Origin of the sequence: Streptomyces changchenzhani (assembly GCF_039766235.1) — a bacterium.
GTDB lineage: Bacteria > Actinomycetota > Actinomycetes > Streptomycetales > Streptomycetaceae > Streptomyces.
Window position 1 is genome coordinate 132125 of sequence record NZ_JBDHNH010000002.1, and the last position, 16105, is coordinate 148229.

At 69.7% G+C, this 16105-nt stretch carries 11 protein-coding genes; 3 read left to right on the forward strand and 8 right to left on the reverse strand.

Annotated features, from left to right (window positions below):
* Positions 1 to 106: 106 nt before the first annotated feature.
* Positions 107 to 949, forward strand: coding sequence for a DUF1206 domain-containing protein (locus ABCR94_RS08840; RefSeq protein WP_347118627.1), 843 nt, complete (start codon positions 107 to 109; stop codon positions 947 to 949).
* A 101-nt stretch (positions 950 to 1050) separates the two neighbouring features.
* On the opposite strand, the gene pruA is transcribed toward ABCR94_RS08840, so the two are convergent.
* Together pruA and ABCR94_RS08850 are read right to left on the reverse strand one after the other, a co-directional pair.
* The gene (gene pruA / locus ABCR94_RS08845) at positions 1051 to 2682 is read right to left on the reverse strand and encodes an L-glutamate gamma-semialdehyde dehydrogenase (RefSeq protein ID WP_347118628.1); all 1632 of its coding nucleotides are present in this window, start codon (positions 2680 to 2682) and stop codon (positions 1051 to 1053) included.
* Between the two features lie 32 nt (positions 2683 to 2714).
* Positions 2715 to 3641, reverse strand: coding sequence for a proline dehydrogenase family protein (locus tag ABCR94_RS08850; RefSeq protein WP_347118629.1), 927 nt, complete (start codon positions 3639 to 3641; stop codon positions 2715 to 2717).
* Positions 3642 to 3814: 173 nt separating this feature from the next.
* On the opposite strand from ABCR94_RS08850, the gene ABCR94_RS08855 reads away from it, so the two are divergent.
* Positions 3815 to 4960 carry a PucR family transcriptional regulator gene (locus ABCR94_RS08855; RefSeq protein WP_347118631.1) on the forward strand — a complete coding sequence of 382 codons (1146 nt, stop codon included), beginning with the start codon at positions 3815 to 3817 and terminating at the stop codon, positions 4958 to 4960.
* Between the two features lie 85 nt (positions 4961 to 5045).
* Here the strand turns inward: ABCR94_RS08855 and serA are convergent, their stop codons facing one another.
* From serA to ABCR94_RS08885, 6 genes are all read right to left on the reverse strand, one after another.
* Complete coding sequence (serA, locus tag ABCR94_RS08860; RefSeq protein WP_347118632.1) at positions 5046 to 6638, reverse strand: phosphoglycerate dehydrogenase; 1593 nt, start codon at positions 6636 to 6638, stop codon at positions 5046 to 5048.
* A 254-nt stretch (positions 6639 to 6892) separates the two neighbouring features.
* Positions 6893 to 7894: a ketol-acid reductoisomerase gene (ilvC, locus tag ABCR94_RS08865; protein WP_347118633.1), complete on the reverse strand. Its 1002-nt coding sequence runs from the start codon at positions 7892 to 7894 to the stop codon at positions 6893 to 6895.
* 148 nt (positions 7895 to 8042) lie between these two features.
* Entirely contained in the window at positions 8043 to 8570 is a 528-nt protein-coding gene (gene ilvN / locus ABCR94_RS08870) for an acetolactate synthase small subunit (RefSeq protein WP_347118634.1), read from the reverse strand.
* 26 nt (positions 8571 to 8596) lie between these two features.
* Positions 8597 to 10456: an acetolactate synthase large subunit gene (locus ABCR94_RS08875; protein WP_347118636.1), complete on the reverse strand. Its 1860-nt coding sequence runs from the start codon at positions 10454 to 10456 to the stop codon at positions 8597 to 8599.
* A gap of 204 nt (positions 10457 to 10660) precedes the next feature.
* Positions 10661 to 13525, reverse strand: coding sequence for a putative bifunctional diguanylate cyclase/phosphodiesterase (locus ABCR94_RS08880; RefSeq protein ID WP_347118638.1), 2865 nt, complete (start codon positions 13523 to 13525; stop codon positions 10661 to 10663).
* A 348-nt stretch (positions 13526 to 13873) separates the two neighbouring features.
* Positions 13874 to 14812 (reverse strand): 2-hydroxyacid dehydrogenase, encoded by a 939-nt coding sequence (locus tag ABCR94_RS08885; RefSeq protein ID WP_347118640.1) that lies wholly within the window; start codon positions 14810 to 14812, stop codon positions 13874 to 13876.
* An 89-nt stretch (positions 14813 to 14901) separates the two neighbouring features.
* Here ABCR94_RS08885 and ABCR94_RS08890 point away from each other — a divergent pair, with 89 nt between their 5' ends.
* The gene (locus ABCR94_RS08890; protein ID WP_347118641.1) at positions 14902 to 15894 is read left to right on the forward strand and encodes an aldo/keto reductase; all 993 of its coding nucleotides are present in this window, start codon (positions 14902 to 14904) and stop codon (positions 15892 to 15894) included.
* Positions 15895 to 16105: the final 211 nt, after the last annotated feature.

The following is a 16105-nucleotide window of genomic DNA, read 5'->3' on the forward strand; positions in this document are numbered from 1 at the left end:
GCCGCCCGTCCGCCCGTCCGCCCGTCCGCCCGCGAGCTGCCGGGCCGGTGCCGGATTCGTTCCGCCCGCGCGGGGCACCAGGAATTGCGACGAAGGAGGCGAGCACATGAGTACACGAGCCATGGCAGGGCGGGGCAAGCGCACCGCGAGGCAGGCGTCGGACAGTTCTGCCCTGGAAGCAGCCGCACGCTGGGGCTTCGGGGCGCGCGGAGTGCTCTACATATTGATCGGCCTGCTGGCCCTGCGAATCGCCTTCGGCGACAGCGGCGGCAAGACGGCCGACCGGGGCGGCGCGCTCGCCCAGGTCGCCGAACAGCCGCTGGGCTCCGTGATGTTGTGGGCGCTGGGCATCGGTCTTGCCGGCATGGCGCTGTGGCGGCTCTCCGAGGCCATCTTCGGCGCGGCGGGTCCCGACGGCCACAAGACCCACAAGCGCCTGCTGTCCCTGGCCCGTTCCCTCTTCTACGGCTTCGTGGCGTACTCGGTGCTCGCCTTCGCCCTGGGCGACAAGGGCAGCGGCAGCGGTGAGAGCGACGGCCAGTCCCAGGACGTGACGGCCAAGGCCTTCGAGCTTCCCGGCGGACAGTGGATCGTCGGCATCGGCGGGCTGGCCATCGTGGGCGCGGGCCTGTGGATCGCGAGCCGCGCGGCCCTGCGCAAGTACCACAAGCACCTGAAAATGGGCGAGTTGACGGGCCGCACCCGTACCGCTGTCGACGTCACAGGTGTGGCCGGCGGCATCGCGCGCGGCGCGGTCTTCGCCGGGGTCGGCGGCTTCGCGGTCAAGGCCGCGGTCGACTACGAGCCGGACAAGGCCAAGGGCATCGACGACACCCTCCGCTCCTTCACCCAGACCCCGGCGGGACCGTGGCTGCTGGCCGTCATCGCGGTGGGCCTGGTGCTGTTCGGCGTCTTCTCCTTCGCGATGGCCCGGTGGCGCAAGATCTGAGCGGAGCACCGGCCCTGCTCCCCCCACGCAAACCGCCCCCGTCCGGTATGGGGGCCAGGACGGGGGCGGGGGTTCGCGTGGGCGACAGGCGCCCGGGGCGGTCAGCCCTGGTGGGGGTAGGTGTAGTCGGTCGGTGCGACCAGGGTCTCCTTGATGGCCCGCGTCAGGGTCCAGCGCTGGAGGTTCTGCGGGGCGCCGGCCTTGTCGTTGGTGCCCGAAGCGCGGCCACCGCCGAAGGGCTGCTGGCCGACGACGGCGCCGGTCGACTTGTCGTTGATGTAGAAGTTGCCGGCGGCGTAGCGCAGCTTGTTCATCGTGTACGCGGCCGCGGCGCGGTCGCCAGAGATGACGGCCCCGGTCAGGGCGTAGTCGGACGCCGACTCCATCTGCTCCAGCATGGCGTCGTAGCTGTCGTCCTCGTAGACGTGGATCGCGAGGATCGGGCCGAAGTACTCGGTCGAGAAGACCTCGTTCGCCGGGTCCGTGCACGCGATGACCGTCGGGCGGACGAAGTAGCCGACCGAGTCGTCGTACGTACCGCCCGCGACGATCGTGCAGGTCGGGTCGGCGGCGGCGCGGTCGATCGCGGCCTTGTTCTTGGCGAACGAACGCGCGTCGATGACGGCGCCCATGAAGTTCGACAGGTCGGTGACGTCACCCATGGTGATGCCGTCGACCTCGGCCGCGAACTCCTCCTTGAAGCCGGAGTTCCAGATCGAGGCCGGGACGTACGCACGCGAGGAGGCCGAGCACTTCTGGCCCTGGAACTCGAACGAACCGCGGGTCAGTGCCGTCTTGAGGACCGCGCGGTCGGCACTCGGGTGGGCGACGACGAAGTCCTTGCCGCCCGTCTCACCGACCAGACGCGGGTACGTACGGTAGTTCTCGATGTTCTCGCCGACCGTCTTCCACAGGTGCTGGAAGGTCTTGGTCGAGCCGGTGAAGTGGATGCCGGCCAGGTCGCGGTGGGTCAGGGCGACCTCGGAGACGGCGATGCCGTCACCGGTGACCAGGTTGATGACGCCCTTGGGCAGGCCCGCCTCTTCGAGGAGCCGCATCAGCAGCACCGCGGCGTGCGTCTGCGTCGGGGACGGCTTCCACACGACCACATTGCCCATCAGGGCCGGGGCGGTCGGCAGGTTGCCCGCGATGGCCGTGAAGTTGAAGGGCGTGATCGCGTAGACGAAGCCCTCAAGCGGACGGTGGTCCAGACGGTTCCACACACCCGGGGAGTTCGCCGGCGGCTGCTCGGCGAGCAGGTCGCGGGCGTACTTGACGTTGAAGCGCCAGAAGTCGATGAGCTCACAAGGGGTGTCGATCTCCGCCTGCTGGGCGGTCTTCGACTGGCCGAGCATCGTGGAGGCCGCGACGGTCTCGCGCCAGGGGCCGGAGAGCAGCTCGGCGGCGCGCAGGATGATCGCGGCGCGGTCGTCGAAGGCCATGGCGCGCCACGCCGGAGCGGCGGCGAGCGCGGCATCGACCGCGTCCTGCGCGTCCTGCTTCGTGGCGTTGGCGGCGGTCCCGAGGACGGCCTTGTGGTTGTGCGGCTGTACGACGTCGAACCGCTCGCCACCGCCCAGTCGCTTCTCACCGTTGATCGTCATCGGGAGTTCGATGGGGTTCTCGGCCAGCTCCTTGAGCTTGGCGTCGAGGCGGGCACGCTCCGGAGTACCGGGGGCGTACGAGTGAACCGGCTCGTTGACCGGCGCGGGGACCTGGGTTACAGCATCCATGGTTGCTGAATCTCCTTGGGTAATAGAGGTGATCAGCCGCGGCTGACGAGCGAGCGGAGGAAGAAGGCGAGGTTGGCCGGGCGCTCCGCGAGGCGGCGCATGAAGTATCCGTACCAGTCCGAGCCGTACGCGACGTAGACACGCATCCGGTGCCCCTCCGCGACGAGGCGTTCCTGCTCGCCCTCGCGGATGCCGAAGAGCATCTGGAATTCGTACTCGTCGAGCTTGCGGCCCGCGCGGCGGGCGAGCTCCTGCGCGATGGCGACCATGCGCGGGTCGTGCGAGCCGACCATCGGGTAGCCGTCGCCGGCCATCAGGATCTTCAAGCAGCGGACGTACGCCTTGTCGACCTCGGCCTTGTCCTGGTACGCGACGGCCGCGGGCTCCTTGTAGGCGCCCTTGACCAGGCGCACCCGGGAGCCTTCCCCGGCGAGCGCGCGGCAGTCGTCCTCGGTGCGGAAGAGGTACGACTGGAGGACCGCGCCGGTCTTCGGGAAGCGTCCGCGCAGCTCGGCGAGGATCGCGAGCGTGGAGTCGACCGTGGTGTGGTCCTCCATGTCGAGGGTGACCGTGGTGCCGATCTCGGCGGCGGCCTCGACGACCGAAAGGACATTCTTCAGCGCCAGGTCGTGACCGCCGGGCAGCGCCTGCCCGAAGGACGAGAGCTTCACCGACATCTCGGCGCGCACGCCCAGGTCGAGCGGCTTGAGCGCGTCGACCAGCGCGAGATACGCGTCACGGGCGCGCATCGCCTCGCTCGCGTCGGTGATGTCCTCACCGAGCACGTCGAGGGTGATTTCGAGGCCGCGGTCGGCCATCGTGCGAACGGCCGTCATCGACTGTTCGAGCGACTCCCCGACGATGAAGCGGTCCACCACGGGCCGGGTGACCGGCGCGGCGGAAACGATGCGGCGCATCTTGTCGCTGCGCGCGGCAGCCAGGATCACAGGAGCCAGCACGGGGCACCTCCACGGACGAGGATCGGACAAAGCCGCAGACCCAACGGGGTCGGAACGGCACGGAGAACCACCGTGAAATCTAAGGATCGCGCCGATCCTGAGCCATCGACACCTGTAAGGCATCCGTGGCCCGCATCTCATACAGATGTCTGAAGGGATGCGAGTATGGAGGAGTGAAAGACGATTACCAGGAGCTGGTCGATGAGATCTCCGCGCTGCTCGGCGCCCCCGCGACGCTGGAGGACCGGGATTTCCGGCTGATCGCGTTCGGCGCGCACGACAGCGACAGCGGCTTCGACGAAACGGCCATGGACCCGGTGCGTACGCGCTCGATCCTCACCCGGCGCTCGACCGCCGAGGTGCGGTCCTGGTTCGAGAAGTTCGGCATCGCGACGGCGGAGGGCCCGGTGCACATCCCCGCCGACCCCACGGCCGGGGTGCTGCGCGGCCGGCTCTGCCTTCCGGTGCGCCACCGGGGCACCGTCCACGGCTATGTGTGGCTGCTCGCCGGCGACGAGGGACCCCCTGGGCCGGTGCCAGAAGCGGCGATGCGGGTCTGCGCCCGGATCGGGGCGCGTCTCGCGGACGAGGCCCGCGCCCGCGCCGACCTCGGCCCGTACCTGCGCACGCTGCTCACCTCGGAGTCCGCCGAGCGCCGGGCCGCCGCGCTGGCCTCGCTCGGCACGGCGCTGGGCGGCGGTGGCCCGTACGCCCTGCTGTGCGCGGCGCCCTGGACCGAAATCGCCCCGGGGGTGCGTACGGTCCCGGGTGCGGCGGCCCTGAGCGTGGTCCCGGTGCCGGGACCGGCCGGTCCGCGGCTCGCCGCCCTGATCAGGATCCGTACGCGGACGGACCTCTCCCCCGCCCTCGCGGCGGCCAAGAACCTGCTCACCTCCACCGGTGTCGTCGTCGGTGTCGGCAACGCCGTAAGCACGCTCGACGACCTGCCCGGAGCCTGGCGCGAGGCATCGGCGGCGGCCCGTGCGGCCCTGGCGCGGCCCCACCTCGGCCCGGTCGCGGAGTGGGCGTCGATCGGCCCGTACCGGCTGTTGGCGGCGCTCCCCGACAGCGGGCCCGGCCATCCCGTCGATCCCGCGGTACGTCCGCTCCTCGACCCCGCGCACGCCGAACTCGCCCGCACCACGGAGGCGTACCTGGACTGCGCGGGCCAGGCGGGCCGCACGGCGAGCGTCCTGAACATCCACCGTCAGACGCTCTACTACCGCCTGTCCCGGGTGGAGCAGCTCACCGGCCTCGACCTGCACGACGGCGAGGACCGGCTGCTGCTGCACATGTCGCTCAAGGCGGCGCGGCTGTAGGCCCGGCTCCGCAGCAGTGCGCCCGGTATGCAGGGTCTGCATACCGGGCGCGTACTGCTGCGTAGTGCCTACTGCGGACCGTGCGTCAGTCGGCGAGGTTGATCGAGCGGGCCGAGGCCGCGCCGATCTCGTCGCTGATGTCCGCGAGCACGGCCGGCGGGATCGTGTCGTCGATGGTGAGGACGACCAGCGCCTCGCCGCCGATGTCCGCGCGCGAGACCTGCATGCCCGCGATGTTCAGCCCGGCCTCGCCGAGGATGCGGCCGACCGTGCCGACGACACCCGGGCGGTCCTGGTAGCGCAGGACGACCATGTGGTCGGCCAGCGTCAGGTCGATGTCGTGCTCACCGATCGCGACGATCTTCTGCAGGTGCTTGGGGCCGGCCAGCGTGCCGGAGACCGAGACCTCCTCGCCGCCCGACAGTGTGCCGCGCACCGTGACGACGTTGCGGTGGTCCGGGGACTCCGAGCTCGTCGTGAGGCGGACCTCGACGCCGCGCTCCTGGGCGAAGAGCGGAGCGTTGACGTAGCTCACGGTCTCGTCGACGACATCCTCGAACACGCCCTTGAGCGCGGACAGTTCGAGCACCTTGACGTCGTGCTGGGTGATCTCGCCGTACACCTCGACGTCGAGCCGGGCCGCGACCTCGCCCGCGAGCGCGGTGAAGATACGGCCGAGCTTCTCGGCGAGCGGCAGGCCGGGGCGTACGTCCTCGGCGATGACGCCGCCCTGGACGTTGACCGCGTCCGGCACGAGCTCACCGGCGAGGGCGAGGCGCACGGACCTGGCGACGGAGACGCCCGCCTTCTCCTGGGCCTCGTCGGTGGATGCGCCGAGGTGCGGTGTGCAGACGACCTGGTCGAACTGGAACAGCGGGGAGTCCGTGCAGGGCTCCTTCGTGTACACGTCCAGACCGGCGCCGGCGACGCGGCCCTCCTTGAGCGCGGAGGCCAGCGCCTCCTCGTCGACGATCCCGCCGCGAGCGGCGTTGACGATGCGGACCGACGGCTTGACCTTGTGGAGCGCTTCGTCGCCGATGAGGCCGAGCGTCTCGGGGGTCTTGGGGAGGTGGACCGTGATGAAGTCCGCGACCTCAAGCAGCTCGTCGAGCGTGAGGAGCTTGACGCCCATCTGCGCGGCGCGCGCGGGCTGCACATAGGGGTCGTACGCGACGATCCTCATGCCGAAGGCCGACATGCGCTGTGCGACGAGGACACCGATCCGGCCGAGGCCGACCACACCCAGCGTCTTCTCGCTCAGCTCGACGCCCGTGTACTTCGAGCGCTTCCACTCGCCGTTCTTGAGGGCGCTGTTGGCCTGCGGGATGTGGCGCGCAGTGGCGACGAGCAGGCCGCAGGCGAGCTCGGCGGCGGTGACGATGTTCGACGTAGGAGCGTTGACGACCATGACGCCGGCCTTGGTGGCGGCGGAGACGTCGACGTTGTCGAGACCGACGCCCGCGCGGGCGATGACCCTGAGCTTCTTCGCGGCCGCGATGGCCTCGGCGTCGAGCTTCGTCGCGGAACGGACGAGGATCGCGTCCGCGTCGGCAATGGCGGGCAGCAGCTCGGCGCGGTCGGCGCCGTTGCAGTGCCGGATCTCAAAATCCGGACCCAGGGCATCGACAGTGGCCGGCGACAGCTCTTCCGCGATGAGTACGACTGGTTTCGAGCTCACGTGAGTCCTCACTGGTCCTTTGCGGACGGCCGTCCCGACGGCCGAAGGCGGTGGAGGGGCTAGCCGCGTGTGAGACGCACGACGCTGTGGGCCTTACGCGTGTATGTGTGGATGAGTGTAGTGGGACCGAAAGACGCGTCCTGTGCCGCGACGGAAGGATCACCCATCCGTGGCTGGACGTTGTGTCCACTTGCGTACGGGCCGGGTGTGCCGGTGGGGCCGCGACAGCTGCCGCGGCCCCACCGGCACAAGGCTTACGCCTCGTCGTTGTCGACCCAGCTCATGAGCTTGCGGAGCTCCTTGCCCGTGGTCTCAAGCAGGCTCTCACTGTCGGCCTTCTTGTACTCGTTGTACTTCTTCAGACCGCCGTGGTACTCGGCCATCCAGTTCTTGGCGAAGGTGCCGTCCTGGATCTCGGTGAGGATCTTCTTCATCTCGACCTTGGTCTGGTCGGTGATGATGCGGGGGCCGGTGATGTAGTCGCCCCACTCGGCGGTCTCGGAGACCGACCAGCGCATCTTGTCCAGGCCGCCCTCGTACATCAGGTCCACGATCAGCTTGAGCTCGTGGAGGCACTCGAAGTACGCGATCTCCGGCTGGTAGCCGGCCTCGGTCAGGGTCTCGAAACCGGCCTTGACCAGGGCGGCCGTACCACCGCAGAGAACGGCCTGCTCACCGAACAGGTCGGTCTCGGTCTCCTCGGTGAAGGTCGTCTTGATGACGCCCGCACGCGTGCCGCCGATGGCCTTGGCGTAGGAGAGGGTGAGTGCGAAGGCCTTGCCGGTCGCGTCCTGCTCGACGGCCGCGATACACGGCACGCCGCGGCCCTCTTCGTACTGGCGGCGGACCAGGTGGCCGGGGCCCTTCGGGGCGACCATGCAGACGTCGATGCCCTCGGGGGCCTGGATGAAGTCGAAGCGGATGTTCAGGCCGTGGCCGAAGAACAGCGCGTCGCCGGCCTTGAGGTTGTCCTTGATGGACGCCTCGTAGATCTCCGCCTGCAGCGGGTCCGGGGCGAGGATCATGATGACGTCGGCCTCGGTGGCGGCCTCGGCGACGGAGACGACGCGCAGGCCCTGCTCCTCGGCCTTGGCCTTGGACTTCGAACCCTCGTGCAGACCGACTCGGACGTCGACACCCGAGTCGCGCAGCGACAGCGCGTGGGCATGACCCTGGCTGCCGTATCCGATGACCGCGACCTTGCGGCCCTGGATGATGGACAGGTCGGCATCGTCGTCGTAGAACAGCTCGGCCACTGGGATTCTCCTTGGTGTGCACGTCTTGGGAATGACGCTGTTTGCGTCCCACCGTACGGCGGGATGGGGGCGGGGGTTTTGGGGTCTCGCTATGCGAACAGCAGGACCAGGCGGCGCGCGAGAACGCGGCACCGCACGGACACCGCGGTCACGCCGACCGGTCCAGCGATCGCAGGCTGCGGTCGGTGATGGACCGGGAGCCTCGCCCTATGGCGATCGTGCCGGACTGGACGAGTTCCTTGATGCCGTACTGCTCCAGCATCTTCAGCATCGCTTCGAGCTTGTCGGCGCCACCGGTCGCCTCGATGGTGACGGCCTCCGGCGAGACATCCACGGTCTTGGCACGGAACAGCTGGACGATCTCGACGATCTGCGAGCGGGTCTCGCTGTCGGCCCTGACCTTCACCAGGACGAGCTCGCGCTGGACCGCGTTGCCGGACTCCAGCTCAACGATCTTCAGTACGTTGACGAGCTTGTTGAGCTGCTTCGTGACCTGCTCCAGCGGCAGCGCCTCGATCACGTTCACCACAATCGTGATGCGCGAGATGTCGGGGTGCTCGGTGGTGCCCACCGCGAGGGAGTCGATATTGAACCCGCGGCGGGAGAACAGGGCCGTGATCCGCGCGAGGACACCCGGCTTGTTCTCGACCAGGACGGAGAGTGTGTGCTTGGACATGGGCTTGAAGTCTCTCTCTCGTCTTCTCAGTCGTCTTCGTTGTCGCCGAAGTCGGGGCGGACCCCGCGGGCGGCCATGACCTCGTCGTTGGAGGTGCCTGCGGCGACCATCGGATACACCATGGCGTCCTCGTGGACGATGAAGTCGATCACGACAGGGCGGTCGTTGATGGAGTTGGCCTCGATGATGACCTTGTCCAGATCGGCCGGGTCCTCACAGCGGATCGCGTAACAGCCCATGGCCTCGGACAGCTTCACGAAGTCCGGGACCCGGGTGCCCGCGCTCGGCTGCTTGCCGTCGGCGTCCGGACCGCTGTGCAGCACGGTGTTGGAGTACCGCTGGTTGTAGAACAGCGTCTGCCACTGGCGGACCATCCCGAGTGCGCCATTGTTGATGATGGCGACCTTGATCGGGATGTTGTTGAGCGCGCAGGTGGTCAGTTCCTGATTGGTCATTTGGAAGCAGCCGTCGCCGTCGATCGCCCAGACCGTACGGTCGGGCATGCCGGCCTTGGCGCCCATCGCGGCGGGCACCGCGTACCCCATCGTTCCTGCGCCGCCCGAGTTGAGCCAGGTCGAGGGCTGCTCGAACTGGACGAAGTGCGAGGCCCACATCTGGTGCTGGCCGACGCCCGCCGCGAAGATCGTTCCCTCGGGGGCGAGTTGGCCGACGCGCTCGATGACCTGCTGCGGTGACAGCTGGCCGTTCTCGGGCAGGTCGTAGCCGAGCGGGTAGGTGTCGCGCCAGCGGTTGAGGTCCTTCCACCAGGCGGTGTAGTCGCCGGTGTTGCCCTCGGTGTGCTCGGCCTGGACGGCCTGCACCAGGTCGGCGATGACCTCGCGGGCGTCGCCGACGATCGGCACGTCCACGGCGCGGTTCTTGCCGATCTCGGCGGGGTCGATGTCCGCGTGGATGATCTTGGCGTACGGCGCGAAGCTGTCCAGCTTGCCCGTGACCCGGTCGTCGAACCGGGTGCCGAGCGCGATGAGCAGGTCGGACTTCTGCAGTGCGGTGACGGCGGTGACCGCACCGTGCATACCGGGCATTCCCACGTGCAGGGGGTGGCTGTCGGGGAAGGATCCCAGCGCCATGAGGGTGGTGGCGACGGGTGCTCCGGTGAGCTCTGCGAGGACCTTCAGTTCGGCGGTGGCGCCGGCCTTCATGACGCCGCCACCGACATACAGCACGGGCCGCTTGGCCTGGGTGATCAGCCTGGCGGCCTCGCGGATCTGCTTGGCGTGCGGCTTGGTCACCGGGCGGTAGCCGGGCAGGTCGTTGGTGGGCGGCCAGCTGAAGGTGGTACGGGCCTGGAGGGCGTCCTTGGCGATGTCGACCAGGACGGGCCCGGGGCGTCCCGTCGCGGCGATGTGGAACGCCTCGGCGATGGTCCGCGGGATGTCCTCGGCCTTGGTGACCAGGAAGTTGTGCTTGGTGATCGGCATCGTGATGCCGCAGATGTCCGCCTCCTGGAAGGCGTCGGTGCCGATGGCCTTGGAGGCCACCTGGCCGGTGATCGCGACCAGCGGGACGGAGTCCATGTGGGCGTCGGCGATCGGGGTGACCAGGTTGGTGGCGCCGGGGCCCGAGGTCGCCATGCACACCCCGACCTTGCCGGTCGCCTGGGCGTAGCCGGTTGCCGCGTGACCCGCGCCCTGCTCGTGCCGGACGAGGATGTGGCGGACCTTCGAGGAGTCCATCAGCGGGTCGTACGCGGGGAGGATCGCACCGCCGGGAATACCGAATACCGTGTCGGCCCCGACTTCCTCAAGAGAGCGGATGAGCGATTGCGCGCCCGTCACGTGCTCGACAGTGGCGACGTGCTGTCCGCCGGTGCGGGGCCGCGGTTGCGGATGGTGGGCCCCGGTGGCCTGCTCGGTCATCGGCATTCTCTTCTCGAAGCTGAGGGTTTTACGAGGGTTTGGGAGGTGCCAGTGCAACAAAAAACCCCTCGTGCCGTGAGGCAAGCGAGGGGAGCGCGTCGGGTGCGATCAGCAGGGCTTTCGTCATGCCCTGCGTCAGCCGACGCGCTTTCCAAGTACGAGAATTCGGGTGCGCATGGCACTGACCTTCCCTCCGGCGCCCGGTGCCTGTCAAGTAGGTGGGACGGGCGTCTCAGTATTTGAACGCATCGGAGTATGGGTGAGCGCGTCGCTTCCGGTCGCGCCCGCATGCCGTACGGGAAGCGATCCGCCCACCAGTACCGGCTCCGGCGCCCCTCCGGGCACCGGGAAGTCGCCGCGCACCAGGGCGCGGCGCAGCCGGTACTCGTCGAGCGGCCCGGAGAAGGCCATGCCCTGGCCGTGGGTGCACCCCATGGCACGCAGGGCGATCGCCTGCTCGGGGACGTCCACGCCGTCCGCCACGGACTGCATGCCGAGGTCGCCGGCGATCCGGAGCAGCCCACTGGTGATCTTGTGCAGCCGGGCGGACTCGACGACGCCCTCGACCAGACCGCGGTCCAGTTTCAGTACGTCGATGGGGAGCCTGCGCAGTGCGTTAATGGCGGCGTATCCACTGCCGATGCCGTCCAGCGCGATACGGACGCCGAGCCTGCGCAGGACCACCAGGCGTCGCTCCAGCTCCTCGAAGGAGAACCGCGGGTCGCTGTCGGCCAGCTCGATCATCAGGGCGCCCGACGGCAGCCCGTGCCGGGTCAGGAGGGCCTCGATCGAGCCGAGCGGCATGGACCGGTCGACCAGCCTGCGCGCCGAGATCCGGACCGCGACGGGCACCGGGTGGCCCGCGCGGTTGCGCTCGGCGGCGTGCTCGACGGCCTCCTCAAGGAGCCAGCGGCCCAGCTCGGCGGTGCGGTCGTTGTCGTCGGCGACCCGCAGGAACTCGGCGGGCGTGAAGAGGATGCCCTGGGCGGAACGCCAGCGGGCCTGGGCGGCGACGGCGGCGATCCGGCCGGTGGTGAGGCTCACCACCGGCTGGTGGAGCAGCGCGAACTCGCCCTCGTGCAGCGCGGTGCGCAATCGGGCGGCCAGCTCGGTCTTGCGGACGGCCTCGGCCTGCATCTGCGGTGCGTACAGCTCGACCCGGTCCTTGCCGCCCGCCTTCGCCCGGTACATGGCGAGGTCGGCGTTGCGCATCAGGTCGGCGGGGGTGACGCTGTGCTCGGCGAAGGCGACCCCGATGGACGCGGCGACGCGTACCTCATGGCCGTCGATCTTGTACGGCTGGGAGAGCATCAGCCGCAGTCGGTCGGCGATCTCGAGCACCTGGCACTCGCGGGACGCCTGGTCGTGGGAGCCCTCGCCCAGGATCAGGGCGGCGAACTCGTCGCCGCCCAGCCGCGCCGCGGTGTCCCCGGACCGTACGGAGTCCTGGAGGCGGCGGGCGGCCTGGATCAGCAGCTCGTCGCCGGCCTGATGGCCGATGGTGTCGTTCACCGCCTTGAAGCCGTCGAGGTCGATATAGAGCACGGCGGTGCCCGGATCGCAGACCCGGCGCCCGCCGAGCGCCTGGCGGACGCGTGCGGTGAACAGGGCGCGGTTGGGCAGGTCGGTGAGCGGGTCGTGCTCGGCGTTGTGCTGCAACTGGGCCTGCAGGCGCACCCGTTCGGTGACGTCGCGGCTGTTGAAGATCAGGCCGCCCTGGTGGCGGTTGACCGTGGACTCGACGTTGAGCCACTCCCCCGTACCGGATTTGAAGCGGCACTCCATACGGGTCGTCGGCTCCTCCGCCGGTGGAGTGGCCAGAAAGCGTCGCACTTCATGGACCACACGGCCCAGATCCTCGGGATGGATGAGCGAGGCGAGCTCGGAGCCGATCAGCTCTTCGGCGTCCCGCCCGTAGACCCCGGAGGCGGCCGGGCTGACGTACCGCAGGATCCCGGTGGGGGCGGCGATCATGATGACGTCGCTCGATCCCTGCACCAGGGAGCGGAAGTGGTTCTCCTTCTGGGCCAGCTCCTGGGTGAGGGAGATGTTGTCGACGAGCATGATGCCCTGGCGCACGACCAGCGCGAGCACGACCGTGCATCCGGTGAAGACCACCACGCGGTCGACGCGGCGGCCCTCGGTCACGTTGTAGAGGATGCCGAGCGTGCAGACCGCGGCGGCGAGGTACGGCGTGAGGGCGGCCAGCGAGCCGGCGATGGGCCGGCTGCCGGGACTGCGGGTGCCCCGGTGGTACGGAGCGCCCTCCCCCCACTGCCCCGCGCGGCGCGCGCCCCAGGGCGCGTAGGCGAGGAGCAGCGAGCCGGCGAACCAGCCCGCGTCGAGAAGCTGGCCCGAGCGGTAGTTCTCACGCAGCAGGGGCGAGGTGAAGATCGCGTCGCACAGGACGGTCATGGCGAGGGCGGCGATGGCGGTGTTGATCGCGGTGCGGTTGACGTTGGACCGCCGGAAGTGCAGCGCGAGGACCATGCTGACCAGCGCGATGTCGAGCAGCGGATAGGCGAGGGAGAGGGCGGCGTGGGCCACCGTCTCGCCCTGGAAGTGCGCCGTGTGCGCGAGGGCGAGGCTCCAGGACAGGGTGAGCAGCGAGCCGCCGATGAGCCAGGAGTCCAGCGCGAGGCACACCCAGCCGGCCCGGGTGATGGGCCGCTTGGCGAGGACGAGCAGTCCGACGATGGCGGGCGGACCGAAGCACAGGAAGAAGAAGTCGGCGTAGGAGGGCGAGGGGACCTCGCTGCCCAGCACCACCTCGTACCAGCCCCATACCGCGTTGCCGCAGGCGGCCATCGCGGAGGAGAAGGAGAACAGCAGCCAGGCAGGCCGGAAGCGGCTCTCGCGCGCGCGTGCATAGAGGAAACAGGACACCGCGGCGATCAGGGCGGCGAGGGCGAGGCCGAAGTCGCCCATGAAGAGGGCGACGTCGGGGGATCCCCAGCCGAGGGCCGCGCCCGTGGCATAGCCTCCGCAGATCAGTGCAAGCAGGAGCTGTGAGTGCAGCCCCGCTCCGCCGCCGGAGAACGGCCGCCGCGCGAGGAGCGCTCCCGGGGCGGTCACCGGGCCACCAGGGAGTCCGGACCCCGGGGTGCCCGGGTCGCCCGGATCCGGTGCGGGCCCGGTCTGGCCCTCGGATCGCACGAGGGTTGTCGTAGGTGGCCCCGCTGCGTCGGATAGTTCGTCCATTGGCAGTGCATCGCCCGTCGCCCCCCTCACAGTCCGATCGCTCCCCAGCGCCGTGATGGTGCGCGGCGCAGCCCCTTGGTCGGGACGATACACCAGTCTCGTCACTCAGGGACATAGCTTCTCTACTCTGCGTAACGGGTGGGGGTTTGGCCGAAACTCGGTGCGCCCGGACCGCTTCGGAGCGTGTACGCGGGCGCCTCGGAGGTGTCGAGCGTGCGTCGTTCAGTCCGTGGTGAGGACGACGTTGTGCAGCGGCTCCCCGGCGGCGAACCGGGTGAGCTGGGCGACCAGCAGGCGCTTGGCCCGGGGCAGGAACGCCGAGGTGCTGCCGCCGACATGGGGGGTGATGAGCAGGCCGGGGGCGTGCCACAGAGGGTGGCCTGCGGGAAGCGGTTCGGGGTCGGTCACATCGAGGGCGGCGCGCAGCCGGCCCGACTCCAGCTCGGCGAGGAGTGCCGGGGTGTCGACGACGGGTCCGCGTGCGACGTTCACCAGCAGCGCTCCGTCCTTCATGCGGGACAGGAAGGCGGCGTCCGCCAGGCCGCGGGTGTCATCGGTGAGGGGGGTGGAAAGGATCACCACATCGGCTGCGGGGAGCAGTTCGGGCAGGTCCGCCAGTGGATGCACGGGCCCGCGCGCTGTTGTACGGGCGGAGCGCGCGACGCGCGCCACCCGCGCACACTCGAAGGGCGTGAGCCGGTCCTCGATGGCCGCGCCGATCGATCCGTAGCCCACGATCAGGACGGACTTGTCGGCGAGAGCCGGGTAGAAGCCCTCCCGCCATTCCTGCTTGTCCTGGCCGTGTACGAAGCGGGGGATGCCGCGCAGCGAGGCGAGGGTCAGGGCGAGGGCGAGCTCGGCGGTACTGGCCTCGTGCACGCCCTTCGCGTTGCAGAGCCGCACGCCCGCGTGCAGGTCGCCAAGTCCCGGCAGGACGTGGTCGATTCCCGCGGAGAGTGTCTGGACGACGCGCACCTTCGTCATCGCGGCGAGAGGACGTACCGCGACCTCGGGGCCCTTCAGGTAGGGGACGACGTGGAAGTCGCAGTCCGCCGGGTCGGCGGGGTAGCTCTCGGCGCCTTCCCAGAAGTGGTAGTTGAAGCCCTCGGGGAGCCCGTCGATCTCATCGGCCGCAAAGGGGAGCCAAACGTCAGAAGTCATGGTCAGGAGGCTATGCGAAGAGGGCTGTGCGAAGAGCGGGGTGGCGCGGGGGTTAGCTTTGGGGAGCGGCAGAGGGAGGGTACGAGCAGTTGGAGCGCAGGACAATCGGTGCGACAGCCCTCGAAGTGGGCGCGATCGGACTCGGATGCATGCCGATGAGCTGGGCGTACACCGGCTCGCAGCAGCGCGGGGACAGGTCGTCGCGTACCGTGCACGCCGCGCTCGACCAGGGGTCGAGCCTGCTCGACACGGCCGACATGTATGGGCCCTTCACCAATGAACTGCTGGTGGGACGGGTCCTCAAGGAGCGGCGCGCGGATGCCTTCGTGTCGACCAAGTGCGGGCTGCTCGTCGGGGACCAGCACCTCGTGGCCAATGGGCGGCCCGGGTACATCCGGCGGGCCTGTGACGCCTCGCTGCGGCGGCTGCAGACCGATGTGATCGACCTCTACCAGCTGCACCGGCCCGACCCGGAGGTGCCGGTCGAGGAGACCTGGGGTGCGATGGCGGACCTGGTGCGGGCGGGGAAGGTACGGGCGCTCGGGGTGTGCGCGGTGGGCGCGCGGGCCTCGCGGCGCTCCGGGGCGCCGCTGCACGACGGAACGATCCGGCAGTTGCAGCGGGTGCAGCAGGTCTTCCCGGTCAGCGCGGTGGAGGCCGAGCTCTCGGTGTGGTCGCCGGAGGCGCTGGCGTCGCTGCTGCCGTGGTGCGAGGCGCACGGGGTCGGTTTTCTGGCCGCGATGCCGCTGGGCAACGGCTTCCTGACCGGAACGCTGAAGCCTGGCCAGGGCTTCGAGCCCGACGACGTACGCGCCCGGCATCCACGGTTCACCGCCGACATGATGGCGGCGAACCAGCCGGTGGTGGCGGGTCTGCGGCGGATCGCGGAGCGGCACGCGGCGACACCGGCGCAGGTCGCGCTGGCGTGGGTGCTGGCCTGCGGGCGGCAGGTGGTGCCGGTGCCGGGCGCCAAGCGGGAGCAGTGGGTGACGCAGAACGCGGGGGCTGCCGGGCTGCGGCTGACGGCGGAGGACCTCGCGGAGATCGCGGGACTGCCGGCCGCGCGCGGGTCGTGGGACTGAGGGATTGCTGAGGGGTTGGGGGGCCGGACACTCCCTCGGACCGGTTGATCGGGATCCTCAGAGGCGGCAGCGGTGTATGAACGTTGAAGCTCTCTCCCGGCTGAGACCGGGAGATTCCCTCCTACCTTGCGATGGCGGGTTCGACAGGTCGCGCCTGTCCGACGACGACCCTTCCGGCCGCCGGAGCAAGTACGAGACTCGCCCACGTCAT

Coding starts and splice junctions, on each gene's coding strand:
- ABCR94_RS08840 (WP_347118627.1), top strand. CDS start 107: ATGAGTACACGAGCCATGGCAGGGCGGGGCAAGCGCACCGCGAGGCAG.
- pruA (WP_347118628.1), bottom strand. CDS start 2,682: ATGGATGCTGTAACCCAGGTCCCCGCGCCGGTCAACGAGCCGGTTCAC.
- ilvN (WP_347118634.1), bottom strand. CDS start 8,570: ATGTCCAAGCACACACTCTCCGTCCTGGTCGAGAACAAGCCGGGTGTC.
- ABCR94_RS08875 (WP_347118636.1), bottom strand. CDS start 10,456: ATGCCGATGACCGAGCAGGCCACCGGGGCCCACCATCCGCAACCGCGG.
- ABCR94_RS08885 (WP_347118640.1), bottom strand. CDS start 14,812: ATGACTTCTGACGTTTGGCTCCCCTTTGCGGCCGATGAGATCGACGGG.